This window comes from Acinetobacter genomosp. 15BJ (genome assembly GCF_000400715.1).
Taxonomy (GTDB): Bacteria; Pseudomonadota; Gammaproteobacteria; order Pseudomonadales; family Moraxellaceae; genus Acinetobacter.
On record NZ_KE007347.1, the window covers coordinates 1 to 13,199 of the forward strand.

The 13,199-nt window shown below is 38.4% G+C and carries 18 protein-coding genes; 5 read left to right on the forward strand and 13 right to left on the reverse strand.

What is annotated here, in order from left to right:
* From F896_RS13995 to F896_RS13975, 5 genes are all read left to right on the forward strand, one after another.
* Positions 1-2,475, forward strand: a 2,475-nt coding sequence (locus F896_RS13995) for a YadA-like family protein (protein WP_016162961.1), incomplete at its 5' end; no start/stop codon positions are given.
* A 65-nt stretch (positions 2,476-2,540) separates the two neighbouring features.
* Positions 2,541-3,332, forward strand: a complete 792-nt coding sequence (tpgA, locus tag F896_RS13990) for a trimeric autotransporter adhesin/peptidogylcan-associated protein TpgA (protein WP_016162962.1) — start codon at positions 2,541-2,543, stop codon at positions 3,330-3,332.
* Between the two features lie 418 nt (positions 3,333-3,750).
* Entirely contained in the window at positions 3,751-3,951 is a 201-nt protein-coding gene (locus F896_RS13985) for a hypothetical protein (RefSeq protein ID WP_004808602.1), read from the forward strand.
* A gap of 230 nt (positions 3,952-4,181) precedes the next feature.
* Complete coding sequence (locus F896_RS13980; protein ID WP_005202349.1) at positions 4,182-5,420, forward strand: putative solute-binding protein; 1,239 nt, start codon at positions 4,182-4,184, stop codon at positions 5,418-5,420.
* An 80-nt stretch (positions 5,421-5,500) separates the two neighbouring features.
* A complete protein-coding gene (locus F896_RS13975) occupies positions 5,501-5,941 on the forward strand; it encodes an SMI1/KNR4 family protein (protein WP_016162963.1) in 441 nt (146 codons plus the stop codon).
* Between the two features lie 394 nt (positions 5,942-6,335).
* Here F896_RS13975 and F896_RS13970 read toward each other — a convergent pair whose 3' ends face one another.
* The 13 genes from F896_RS13970 to F896_RS13910 form a co-directional block, all read right to left on the reverse strand.
* Positions 6,336-6,593 (reverse strand): helix-turn-helix domain-containing protein, encoded by a 258-nt coding sequence (locus F896_RS13970; protein WP_016162964.1) that lies wholly within the window; start codon positions 6,591-6,593, stop codon positions 6,336-6,338.
* Positions 6,590-6,994 (reverse strand): helix-turn-helix domain-containing protein, encoded by a 405-nt coding sequence (locus F896_RS13965; protein WP_016162965.1) that lies wholly within the window; start codon positions 6,992-6,994, stop codon positions 6,590-6,592. Before F896_RS13965 ends, F896_RS13970 begins: the two co-directional genes overlap by 4 nt.
* Positions 6,988-7,593 (reverse strand): HNH endonuclease signature motif containing protein, encoded by a 606-nt coding sequence (locus tag F896_RS13960; protein ID WP_016162966.1) that lies wholly within the window; start codon positions 7,591-7,593, stop codon positions 6,988-6,990. Before F896_RS13960 ends, F896_RS13965 begins: the two co-directional genes overlap by 7 nt.
* Before the next feature lies 1 nt (position 7,594).
* Positions 7,595-7,831, reverse strand: coding sequence for a hypothetical protein (locus F896_RS13955; RefSeq protein WP_016162967.1), 237 nt, complete (start codon positions 7,829-7,831; stop codon positions 7,595-7,597).
* Positions 7,828-8,064, reverse strand: a complete 237-nt coding sequence (locus F896_RS13950) for a hypothetical protein (RefSeq protein ID WP_016162968.1) — start codon at positions 8,062-8,064, stop codon at positions 7,828-7,830. Before F896_RS13950 ends, F896_RS13955 begins: the two co-directional genes overlap by 4 nt.
* Positions 8,065-8,203: 139 nt before the next feature.
* Positions 8,204-9,493 (reverse strand): hypothetical protein, encoded by a 1,290-nt coding sequence (locus F896_RS13945; RefSeq protein ID WP_016162969.1) that lies wholly within the window; start codon positions 9,491-9,493, stop codon positions 8,204-8,206.
* A 1-nt stretch (position 9,494) separates the two neighbouring features.
* Entirely contained in the window at positions 9,495-10,178 is a 684-nt protein-coding gene (locus F896_RS13940; RefSeq protein ID WP_016162970.1) for a putative quorum-sensing-regulated virulence factor, read from the reverse strand.
* Positions 10,175-10,381: a hypothetical protein gene (locus F896_RS13935; RefSeq protein ID WP_016162971.1), complete on the reverse strand. Its 207-nt coding sequence runs from the start codon at positions 10,379-10,381 to the stop codon at positions 10,175-10,177. Before F896_RS13935 ends, F896_RS13940 begins: the two co-directional genes overlap by 4 nt.
* Before the next feature lie 9 nt (positions 10,382-10,390).
* Positions 10,391-11,146 carry a hypothetical protein gene (locus tag F896_RS13930; protein ID WP_016162972.1) on the reverse strand — a complete coding sequence of 252 codons (756 nt, stop codon included), beginning with the start codon at positions 11,144-11,146 and terminating at the stop codon, positions 10,391-10,393.
* Positions 11,147-11,157: 11 nt separating this feature from the next.
* Positions 11,158-11,478, reverse strand: coding sequence for a hypothetical protein (locus tag F896_RS13925; protein WP_016162973.1), 321 nt, complete (start codon positions 11,476-11,478; stop codon positions 11,158-11,160).
* A gap of 2 nt (positions 11,479-11,480) precedes the next feature.
* The gene (locus F896_RS13920; RefSeq protein ID WP_016162974.1) at positions 11,481-11,936 is read right to left on the reverse strand and encodes a hypothetical protein; all 456 of its coding nucleotides are present in this window, start codon (positions 11,934-11,936) and stop codon (positions 11,481-11,483) included.
* A gap of 196 nt (positions 11,937-12,132) precedes the next feature.
* A complete protein-coding gene (locus F896_RS13915) occupies positions 12,133-12,333 on the reverse strand; it encodes a hypothetical protein (RefSeq protein WP_016162975.1) in 201 nt (66 codons plus the stop codon).
* Positions 12,334-12,347: 14 nt separating this feature from the next.
* Positions 12,348-13,079, reverse strand: coding sequence for a LexA family transcriptional regulator (locus F896_RS13910; RefSeq protein ID WP_016162976.1), 732 nt, complete (start codon positions 13,077-13,079; stop codon positions 12,348-12,350).
* Between the last annotated feature and the right edge of the window lie 120 nt (positions 13,080-13,199).

The window sequence follows — 13,199 nt, forward strand, 5'->3', positions numbered from 1 at the left end:
TCGAACACGATTGATGGTGCGATCACCAGCGTTAAAGATGCAGCAACCAAAGCGAAAACAACGGTAACTGCTGGGGATAACGTTGTTGTAACCCCAACGACTAATGCAGATGGTTCAAGCAATTATCAAGTTGCAACAGCGAAAGATGTAAACTTCGACAAAGTGACTGTAGGAAGTGTAGTTGTTGATAAATCAAGCAATACAATTGAAGGCTTGAGCAATAAAGACATTACGGCGGGTGATTTTGCAACCAAAGGTAGAGCTGCAACTGAAGAGCAATTGAAAGTTGCGATCAGTAATAACATCACTGAAGTTGTTGATGGTAATGGCAACAAGGTGAATATTATTGACCAAGTTGTAAATAAAAATCCAGATAACAAGAACCAAGATTCATTGTTCTTAACCTATGATAAGCAAGGTCAAGAAACGACAGATCGTCTGACGATTGGTCAAACAGTACAGAAGATGAATACCGATGGTATTAAATTCTTCCATACCAATGCGGATACTTCTAAAGGCGATTTAGGAGCAACCAATGACTCAAGTGCAGGTGGTATCAACTCTACTGCGATTGGTGTAAATGCAATTGTTTCAACTGGTGCAGACAGTGCAGTTGCTTTAGGTCATAACAGTAAGGCTGGAGGAAAAGAGTCAATTGCAATTGGTCAAGGTGCTGAGGCAACAGGTTTACAATCAATCAGTATTGGTACTGGTAACAAAGTGAAAGGTGATCACTCTGGTGCGATCGGTGATCCAACGATTGTTGATGGTGCAAACAGTTATTCTGTGGGTAACAATAACCAGGTACTTACAGATGATACTTTTGTCCTTGGTAACAATGTAACCAAAACAGTAGCTGGATCAGTTGTGTTGGGTAATGGTTCAGCAGCGACAACGGGTGCGGGTGTTGCGGGGTATGCATTATCTGCTATCACAAGTGCAGATAAGACAGCAATTGATAAAACAACTTCAACTACTGGTGCAGTTGCAGTGGGTGATGCGGCGAGTGGTATTTATCGTCAAATCACGGGTGTTGCAGCAGGTAGTGCCGATGCCGATGCCGTGAATGTTGCTCAGTTGAAAGCTGTGGGTAACCAAGTTGTCAAGACTCAAACTGCGCTTGTAGATAGCTTGGGTGGTGGTGCTAAAGTTAATAATGACGGTACAATTACAGGACCGACTTATAATGTAGCCCAAGGTAATCAAACCAATGTTGGCGATGCATTAACGGCACTCGACAAAGCGATTGGCTCTGTAGGAACAACATCGAAAACGACTGTAACCAATGGTCAGAATATTGTTGTGAATAAGAGCAAAAATGCAGATGGCTCTGATAACTATGAAGTTGCAACAGCAAAAGACTTAACTGTTGATTCTGTGAAAGCAGGAAACACTGTTCTGAATAATGCTGGCATCACAATTGGTAATAATACGGTTGTGTTAAACAACACTGGATTAATCATTGATGGTGGTCCAAGTGTGACGACTAAAGGCATTGATGCAGGCAATAAGCAAGTTATCAATGTTGCAGCAGGTACGAAAGCAACTGATGCAGTAAACAAAGGTCAATTGGATAGTGCAATCAGCAATGTGAATAACACTGTGAATGAGCTTGCCAATAATGCAGTGAAGTACGACGATGCCAACAAAGACAAGGTTACATTGGGTGGTGGAGCCAATGGCACCACGATTACCAATGTGAAAGATGGTACTGTTGCTCAGGGTTCTAAAGATGCTGTCAATGGTGGTCAATTGTGGAATGTTCAGAAGCAAGTTGATCAAAACTCAACTGATATTCAGAACATTAATAACAACATTAGTAACATTAACAACGGTAAGTCTGGTCTGGTTCAACAGCAGACTGCCAATGGTGAAATTACGGTTGGTAAAGACACTGGTGGTACAAGTGTCAATGTGGCTGGTAAAGATGGTGATCGTGTTGTAACTGGCGTTAAAGATGGTGCAATTAGTGCGACATCCAAAGATGCGGTGAATGGCTCTCAGTTGAATGCAACAAACAAAAAAGTTGTTGAATTCTTAGGCGGCGGAGCTGGTTATGACAACATTACCAATAGCTTCACCAATCCAACTTACAATGTTGGAGGCAAAGATTACAACAATGTTGGCGGGGCGGTTGATGCTTTAAACAAAGCCGATCAAGCATTGAATAGTAAAATTGACAATGTAAGTAATCGTCTTGAGCAAGCATTCTACTCAACCAATCAACGTATTGATGACGTAGAGAAAAAAGCCAATGCCGGTATTGCTGCGGCGATGGCATTGGAAGCTGCACCATATATCGCTGGCAAATATACGTACTCAGCAGGTGCTTCTTATCATGGTGGTGAAAATGCAGTCGGCGTAACTTTACGTAAGACTGCTGATAATGGTCGTTGGTCAATCACGGGTGGTGTAGCTGCTGCATCACAAGGTGATCCAAGCGTACGTATCGGTATCAGTGGCGTAATTGACTAAGGGACTCATTATGTAGGAGAGCCCTTAGGCTCTCCTCATCTCCAATAGATAAAGAGAGTTAAAATATGAAAAACATGATAAAAGCATTGGTTATCGGGATCACATCTTCTTTTGCAATGGTGACATTTGCAGCAGATGATGAAGTTGCTGTTCAACAAGAGGAAATCAAATTTCCAACAGTTGAAAAGAGTTATCTCAAACAAGTACAACGTTATGAATACGATAATGTTGCTCGTTTAGGAACAGGTTTAACCAAAGACCAAATCCGACATGTATTGGGAAATCCTCAATTTAGTGAGGGTCTGTTCTTTGTTAAAACTTGGAACTACGTATTAGATGTTCGTCAGCCGAATAGCCAAGATTATTTACGTTGTCAGTTGCGTGTAGACTTTGACAAGCAAGCATTATCAGAACGCTTATCGTGGAAAGGCGAGGCCTGTGAAGGTTTAATGGCTTGGGGAGCGAATAATCAAGTTCCAGCAGATACCAATTTAAATAGTCTACGTTCATCAAGTGTATTTTTTGCATTTGATCGTTCAAATGCCAATGCAATTGAACAGGGACCTAGTTCAGTGGCAGCAATTGCACAACGGATCAAACAAGCGCCAGCGAATAGCCCTGTAATTGTTGCTGGCTTTGCAGATCCTTTAGGTAAATTTGCCTATAACCATCAATTATCAGCACAACGTGCCAATACCGTTGCTAAGCTGTTGGTCAATGAAGGTGTTGATGCGAATCGCATTCAAATTCAAGCTAATAGCCAAACGGATCTATACCAGCAATGTGCTGGACATAGGGCAAATAGTCAACTTGTAGGCTGCTTAGCTCCAAATCGACGTGTAAATATAAGCTGGTAAATTTATTCAATAAGAAATGGCTGCTTAAGGGTGGCCTTTTTTATTCCCGAGTAATACCTGATGGTAAAAATTTCTCCTTAATTTGAGCGGTGTTCAGTACTTTGCTATAAGTGGTATTAATATTTGTCTATTTTTTAATCTTACTTTTTGTTTTAATTTATTGATTTTATGCGGTTTTTAATTTTATTGTTTTATTTTACATAAATAATAATTTTTGTGAACTGTCTTACAATTTAATCTAACTTTGTTTAAAAAGTGATCTAATATGCGCCCCATGAAATAACATTTTCAGATGTCAGTTTCATGTATTTAAATAATTAGATTGAATATTTGTGGGGTAAGTAACGAGAGTGATTTCACTTCTTGGCTTGATAAAAATATTCAAATTTTTTAAAGCAGTTTTATAGAGGGAAAAACAATGTTGGATTCTAAAGAACTTATTGTACTCGATCAGATACTTGTCCTCACCAAAGAAGGCAAAAATGATTTAGTTTATGAAAATGACACATTACTAAAAGTAAAGATGATCTCGAATCAGCACATTGTGGTCGAAGATGATTATCAGACCAATTTTCTATTAAAGCGACAAGATGAAAATGTAGTTTGGTCGTTTATTTGAGCTGAGAAGAATAGCATCTGAGTCGAAAAAATGGTCATAAAATTTTATTATTCAATGGCTTATTTTTATAGTGCAATTCTGTGATTTGGATGTTTATTCTCGTACAGTCAATATTTTTTTGTATTTTGACTCAATTGACACCATCCAAAGAAAAGCAGTCAATTCTATTTCTATGCTTTATCCTTAATTTGAATAAAACTATTGGGAAATAGCTAAGGATGGAACAGGCGATGCAAAATAATAAATTCACGACATTTTTGAGGCCTTTCGCTGTGTCATGTATCTTGGCATCATCATTTGGGGTGATAAGTCCAAGTTATGCTGCGCCCGAAGGGAAACTAGATTTAACGCTTTCTCCGCATTCACAAAATAAAGTTAAGCAATTATTAAACGATCCCAAAACTTGGCAACAGATTCCTAAACAAGTCACTTTATGTGTGTTTTCTCCGAATGGTGAGCATAGTGAAGCATTTGAGCAAGCAACCAGTTACATCACAGAAATTCCAAGTATCGTCCGTGTAGCCAAACAGTTTGGTGTAAACATGAACGTGACACGTCCTTCACATTTACAATTCAAATTAGACTTTGATTACCCAAAATTGAAAAAACAGGCATCGACTGTGGTCAATCTCAAGGTCTATACCAATGAAGCTGTATTAACTGAAGATTTCCGTAGTAAACGTTGTGATGGGGCTGGAATTAGTAACCTGCGCGCAAAACAGTTCAATAAGTTTGTGGGCAGTGTCGATGCGATAGGTGCATTACAAACCTATAAGCAGCTCAGTTCAGTGATTCAGGTTTTGGCTAATCCAAAATTTGATGAAAAGATGACAAATAATGATTATGAAGTGGTTGGAATTGTACCGTTAGGTGCAGCCTATATCATGGTGACTGATCGTAATATTAATACCTTAGCTAAAGCTGCAGGTAAGAAGGTTGCCGTTTTCCAATTTGATGAAACTCAAAAAAAATTGGTGCAGAATGTTGGTGCACAACCTGTATCTGTCGATTTGGTGACAGTAGGTGGTAAATTTAATAATAAAGAAGTTGATATCATGGCGGGACCGGCCATTTTATTTGAGCCGCTTGAGTTACAAAAGGGTATGACGGATAAATCAGGTAAGGCCGTCGGTGGAATTATTAAATTTCCTGTGATTCAGGTGACAGGGACGCTGATTATGCACCGTAATAAGTTTCCAGCAGGTATGGGATCGATTGCACGTGAAGTCATTTCTAAGCAGTTAAATCCTGCATTTGAATTTGTCGACAAGATTGAAGCAAAAATTCCTGATAAATTTTGGTTGAAATTGAATGAAAGCGACAAACCTGGTTATGTTCGATTGATGCGTGAAGCGAGGATTCAAATGACCAAAGAAGGTTTTTACGACAAAGATATGATGAAGTTGTTGAAACAGGTACGTTGCTCACAAGATCCAAGCAATTATGAATGTGCTTTGAAAGATGAGTGATAAGTCATATCCAAAGAATTGATCATTGAGTCTGCAGAAATGATTTACTTTATTTAGATTGATATCTATTAGAGTAAATCATGGATGTGATTAATAAGATTAAAAGTAAATTACAAAAACAGAATGTAAGCTTGAATACACCGGCAACATGGCAGGAAATTTTGGCTTTTGAATACAAGTATCAAGTCAAATTATCGCCAATTTTAAGAACTTACTTCTTAGAGTTTAATGGTATAGCTAACCGAGATATGGATGATAACTATTTTACATTTTTGTCGCTGGCTGACTTTCAATTATTCGAAAGTATTTCAAGCTACTATGATAAAGATAAGTATTTATATCCGAACTGTTTTGTATTTTCGGACTATCTAGTCTGGTGTTGGGGGTATGTGGTACAACTCGATCAGCTTGGTTTGGATGGTGTTGTATATCAAGTGGGAGGGGCAGAAAAAGTAAAAATTGCAGATTCTTTCACAGCATTTTTAAATCAATATTTAATCGATAGTGATGAATTATTATAAAAATAATTAATGGGGACTGTTAAAAGCATAAGGTTCATTCGAGATAAATGCTTTATTAAAGATATAATTAGAAGTTAAATTATTATTTTAATTATATTTAAAAAAGATACTCCAGAGGTGCCGCTGCATGGTCGTTACCCTGAACCCGATGAGTTCTCAGTGGTAAAGCGTTTTTAAGCAATATGAAACGATATTAGGCAACATTTGAACACACAATAAAGTAATTTAAGTTTATGTATTTAAAAGATAATAAATAAAAGTATCTGAAACAATATACAAGTGCATGACAATATATATAATTTGCCTACTATATGCCTATTTCTCCTAATTTGCCTATTTTTTTAAATTTTTTGCCTATCTTTTGCCTACTAATTTTTTACAATAAAAAAGGCGGTTAAACCGCCATTTGTGATGTTGATTCTATGCGCTGACTATCTATATAAGCTAGCACATCAGATTTCTTATACATGATCTTTCGATAATGCAATTTAGAAAAGGGGATTCCGCCACCTTCACATCGTTTTTTTTGCAACCATGAGAGTGACACATCTAGTACCGCAGCAATTTCTTCTGGTGAAAATGAAGCATCATTACTGGCAGTGTTGAATTTATCTATTTCCACTTGTTTTTCTTCACTATTCAATGTTCTCATGCTGCAGCCCTCACACTTGAATTAGATTTAACCCCTCTGACGCGGTACCCGAGTTTAGTTCGGCTCATGCCTATTTGATCTGCAGCAAGACGCTGGTTGCCTTTGCTGAAAATTAATGCTTTTTGAATGATGGCCATTTCAATATGTGAGAGGATTTTTTTAACAGCGGTACCTTCAACAGCAATGGCACTCTCAATATCATTTTCACAAAGAACAATCCCACTGGTTTTAGCCTTTAGCCAGGTATCCCACAAAGCTTCAACTTGATCGAATCTAAAGATACAGGTTGTATCTCTTTGTATTGATTGAATTGAACCATTTTCAGTCCAATCAATTTTCAGCACACCTAAGGCTTTAACATGGTCTGTAAAGTATGCTTGCTCAACTTTGATATTTAACATGACGCACCGCCTTTAATTACTTGGTGTGTTTTAGATTTAACTTTGGCCATAAGTAGACAGGTTTCATTGGTTTCTGAGTTGGCCAACTTGTAAAAGCTTTGGCTATATCGAACCATTTCAGCTTTGGTCATAAGCATAAGGTTCTCTAAGCGGCAGTCGGTTTTATCCATATTTTTAAACGCTACCACTTGGCCATCTGGAATAGGACCGTTAGCTTTTTCCCATACAACACGATGCTTGTGAGCAAATTCACTTGGTTCAGCAATTTTAATAATTACATAACCATCTTTAGAGCAAATTCGCTCATAGCCAATTGGCTTTTTATTCCATGCAACCTGGCCAGATCTAAAGTTTCCAGTGTTGGGTTTTACCAGGCCTTTAGTTCCCGTATTCCAAGGTTTATCACCTTTTTCAAAACAACCGGTTCTGCCAGTTTTCCACTGATTACGTGTGCAAAGTGATTTGATTTGATCAACAGTAAAATTCTCGTTGAATTTAAAATTCACTTTAGCTGTGAGTTCATTCCGCCCAAGGCTGCAATTAGACTTGATAAAATCTAATTGCTCAGGCGTGTATTTAATCGCTTGACCTCTTGGCATATTAACCCTCGTATTTAACATCGAGCAGCGGCGCTGATTGGTTTTCACTTAAACCTTTGTATTCAGCAACTAGTTTCACTGCTTCAAGTTGAGTTTCATGTGTTTTAATGATTTGCTCGCTAATGATTTCCATGTTTTGAGCACGAATAACTTCTGTGGCCAGATCTTCTTTACTTGCACTAGAAAGTCGATCAAGTTGGGCAAATAGAGCCTTATTTAAATCACCTAATGTATTCATGGAGTTCTCCCAACTACTTTAACCAGTGCGCGATATTGTTCTTGAAGTTGCGCTGCACGGTGTTCAATCCAACGGGTTTTTTGGCGTTCAAGTTCTTGTGAAGTGCAATATCGGTTCATGCTTTTAAAGAAATCTAAATTCTCTATAAATTGTTCTTCAGCTCGCTTTGTTGCTGCTTCTTGGCTTAATTCAACTGGTACCAGAACAAAACCATTTTGAGCGATATTTTTCATTATTTTCTCCAAATCGATTCTTTAAACTTGGCGTTGGCCACCAGATCCGTTATTTCTGATTCATTCACATTTTGGAAAATGTGAGTCATATTTCCACCGAATACATAAAGTATTCTGGTTTGGGTGGAGTAATTAAATTTCATGGCAGATCCTCATCTATAGAGGTTGCAGAGGCGGCTTGTTCAAGTTCAGCTCTTCGCGAACGGACATAACGCATCATTTCTGGTTGAGCTATTGGGTCCATAGCTGACACATCGATTTCAAGTGCATCCAGCGCAGTTAAATCTGGTGCATTTTGGATCTGTACCATTAATGATGGTTGTTTAGTTGCTTTATCGTTTTGAAGTTCCTCTAAACGTTTGTGCATATATTTGATTAATGGCTGGCGCTGTTCAGCAGACCATGAATTTGTATATTTAACTGCCGCGTTTACCTCCGCAGGTGTTTGAGCCTCATCTACATGTTTTTTTAGTGTGGCAAGTTTTTCCTGGTATTTATCCTCGTCCTCCTCAATTGGTTTGCGTTCAGTTTTTTTCTGATCACTCGCTGTATCCGCAGGTGTCTGATCTGCCACTAAAGAGGCTGATTTCTCCTCTAAATGCTTGGCCAGAACCGCATGCTCATAATCTTCCAATCCATTGCTCGTATTAATACGGCCATGAATGGTGTTTAATTTTGCAGATGAGTTGGCTTGCTGAATTTCACCAATAAATGCTTCACAAAGAACAGATAACTCAGGTTCAGATTTATCCTGGTTAAATAGCTCATGATCTTCGCTTTCAGCTGCAGCCTTTTCTTGTGCCAACTGTTCAAGTTTGGCAAGCTTAGCGGCTGTTATTTGTTCTTGCTGCGCTTCAGTGAAACCGTTTCTATCCAGGCCATAACAAGTGGTTTCGACTTCTTCTGCAGTCAAACAAGTAGCGATCGCATCAATAACAAGATCTTTGTTGTGTTCAACCTGTGGATCTACATCAACTTTTTTGCTTTCCCGTTTCTTAGGTTGTTTTCTTCCTGCATCGGGGACATCACTAATTGTTATTGCCAGTTCCAAACCCAAAAATGCATGATAGGCTTTCATCTGTAGCTTTGCATTTTCTAAATCTCGCTGCACAACGCCGCAATAAACAAGATTGTTTGCATCAGGAACATTTGATTTAAATGCCATTTCATTAATTGTTGCTTGAGAGAAATTAACAACAAAGATTTTTTGGCCATGGGTGAGTTCTTCAATAGTGCACGGTTTGGTAAATGAAATACCGGCTAATTCAATCTTTTCAATATCGATGCAGAACTGATAATCAGGACTTCCAAACACGGTACCAGGGAACTGGTCAAGCGGGAGGAAATCAGATTCAAGATATCGACATAATAGATTTTTACCATTTTGCAGAGCCGCGAAAGCATCTTGAGCATTTAAAATATTGTTCATGTTATTGTCCTTTTACTAATGCTTTCTTGATATATGGATCTAAGTCATCTTGTCTGAGTAACCATGACACATAATCCGCAGGCAGATCTTTAATTAGGGTGTTCTTATGTTTGCCATAAGGCATACGGGTAGGTATGCGAGCCTGTTCTGAGAATAGATACAAAGACTGCATATCTTTGATGCCGAGTGATTTGCAGATCTGTTTAAGTAATACTGCAGTCAGCAAAATATCTTGTTTTGCATTGTGAGCATTGCGGATAGATTCGCGTGACTTAACAGAACCTTTTGCCAACATGTAAATTAATGCTGAAAGATTGTGTGCAGCATCTGGCCAAACCATTCGAGATAGGGCCAATGTACAGATTGCTTTTGCATCAACTGATTTGTCAGCCAGTTTTATGGCTTGAATGTCATAATCAACATTGTGGCCAATGATGTATTGAATGCCTGCAGGTAAGCGAAAAGTTTCATAACCTGGCTTGCCTTCAATATCTGATTCAAGAATGTGGTGGACCGCCATAGCGCCGTAGCTAATTGGCTTAGGGCTTGAAAAGTACTCATCAAAACAAGCATCTTTATCAACAATTAATTCACCGCTATCAAGAAAACTTACAGGAACATGAGCAATCTCAATTGGATAACCATTCATGTCGTGGGTTTCGGTATCTAAAATTATTGCGTTCATGCATGAAATCCTGCAGTTTCAAATCGCTCTTTGCGAGCTTGGTTTTGGTTTTTAAGCAACTTAACTTTTACCGATTCAATCATTAGATTGTTGTCTTTAACAGCCAACTGCGCCTTATAGCCGTTTGGAGCTTCTACACGTCCTTTGATTGTTCCAACGCCGTTACAGGTAGTGGCCTCATAGGACCAGATATAAGTTTTCATAATCAGATCCTAGTGATGCATTTGGCTATTTTGTTGGGATGGGGTGTGAGCGGGAATATTGATGTTCCAGCCCATTAGATCGGATTTAGCTCGGCAACTATTATTAATTCCTGCCCCGTATTGCGTGTCCTTGAATCGATTTATCGCTTTAACCAGTACGTCAGGATCTTCAGTGTTGCTAATTGCTTTCAAAGCATCCTGATAAAGCTGATGAATAGAGCGTTTAGATTGGCTGCCTTGCTTTGCATTATTTGAGGCATTGTTTTGAGCAGGTGTATGAGAATTTTGCTCAAGATAGGCATAGTCATAGTTATATAAATATTTGCTGCCATCGAAATTGCCCAGGTAAACATCAGCAGCTACGCCTACAGCTTTAAGAGCAACGCCAAGAGCATCAGTTACAGCTTTTTTGTAGCCTTCATCAATTGCAACCAATTTACCTTTTTGAATTTCAACAATAGCTGAACCACCATTACCGAAAAATTCCTCACCCCATACACCATCAATTTTGGTTTTTACAGCGACCTCTGCAAAAGCCATAACTGTGCCATCAGCTGCGACCTCTGACCATAATCGAACATTCCTATAGGTCCAACCATGACCCACAGGACCAAATGCTTGAGTCATTGCCATTAATCGCCACTGAGGGTTGATGTCAGATTTACCTTTCAGATAGCCAAACTCAATTTTTTTCAAGAAATTAGTCGGTGTTTGTTTAACGCTATTCCAAATATGAAGATTTGGCATTTTTTCTTGATTTGACATGTCAGATCTCCTTAATTAGATCGTGCATTTTTATATGCAATTTTTTGGTTTGCGCTGTATGGGGTGCGCTGAAAACAATCCTTTGCGAACATAGCTTTACGCTCTTGGTCTCGCTGCTTAGCTACTTCTTGTTTTAGATTGCGCATAATCCATGGCTTAGATTTCAAATACTCAGGTTCAACTGGTGAGCCGCCGTTCTCGTTTTCGATACGAATATCCGTAAGCTTCCAGTTTGAAGAGAATATTTGAGGACCTAAACGAACGTGGTAACGCCCCTGGTCATCGCGAGTAATGAACTCGCGGAATGGGGTAGTGAATTTGGTAATGCTCATAATCACCCCCGAACCATTTTGTTTTTTTCGATATGGGCGGTGATGATAGAGATCATGTTTCGGATATCATCAGCGTTTGTGAAGTCGCCGTAATTGTTGCCATTGGCATCAAATACTTGGTCAACTGCTAGATTCTTGATATCAATTGCTGTGAAGTCACCACCAAGCTGGCCATTGCTATCCTGGAAAGAATCAAAGTCAAAGCTTGTATAAACTCGGAAGCCATCAAGATTAATGACCGCTTGGCCTGTACTTTCTGATGTGATTTGAACTGCTAACACGCCGTAAGTTGATTGCGTATTTGCATAGTTGTAAGAAGGGGTAACTTCAACAGGCTTGGTAACCAGTGCATACGCACCAGTCAAAGCACCAATACCAAGGGCTGCAACTGTGCAATTTTTTAACAAGCTCTTGCCCATTGCATAGTTGCGATTGTGGTTTAAAACATTTTGTTCCATAATGAACCTCATGTAAGTGAAAGGCCCCGTCTAGTCCGCCAAGATTTTTCGGGGCTTTTTGCTGTCTATGAGATTTATTAAACCTTAGATTTAAATCGATTGCAACTATTGTTTAAACTGTAGATTTAAAAACTTGTTAAATCTATAATTTAAGAATAAAAAAACTGGCAAAATGCCAGTTTTGATAAAATTAAATTTACTTTTGTAGTTTATCTCGTTTGCATAACTCAACTAGTTGTTCATTTGTATATATCGGAATAAAGACACTATCTCCACAGCTCTCTGAGAGTAACTTAACTTCATCTACGCTTAATAAAAGTGGTTCATTGTTAGATGCATAATGGTTGATTTTATCAAGTAATTTATTGATTGGTAATTCTGAGTTGTTGAAATTCATAGTAATTCCTTAAGTTATCTTCTAATTCGCTTTACAACTTGTTTCCACCAATATTGACCGATAATAAATATTCCTTCCGCTTCAATACGTTTAGGAGAATAGTATTCATCTGGGTATTGATTTTTATCAGGATTGGCTGAGGTAGCTTTAAAACCACCTTTACCTTCTTCATTCCAGTTTGATAAATATTTGATTTTTGTATCATCACCAACTTGAAATGCGTATATCTCACCGTCGAAAATTGTTGTAGCAGACATATCAACTGATATGGCTTGGCCATCTTTTAATTTTGGAAACATGCTTTCACCTCGGACATGGATTACCTTGGTGGAAGATGGTTGAACATTGCATTCGCGGACAAGTTCAGCAGGGAAAAGCATTTTTTTGGTACTTGGAGATTGTAGATTCAAGTATCCATTCCCAGCACTTACATAAACATCATCATAATAATCTATTGCCACATATCCATCCGGTACAGGATCGTCATAACTATATGTTATTACCTGCATTTCAGAAACTTCTGCATTACTTTTCTCTGGTTCTAGCATTACACCAGATCCATCCAAAAGCCATCCAGAATTAACACCTGTTAATGCTGCTAACTTCTTTAGGGTATCTCGACCAATCTTTCCATTTTTCCAGTTAGTTGCAGCTTGGGCTGAATAGCCAATTTTAACTGCAGCCCCTGACCATGAAAGGCCAGCATGATCTAACGCACTTTTAATTCGTTGAACAAGTAGATCCATAACGATAATCACAACAAACCATTGGTTTAAAATTTTAATAGTTAATTTAATGAGATTGAAGCAACCATAGATTGTATTGAAATTAAATCTATGGTTTAATTTTTTGAGAATTAACCATAG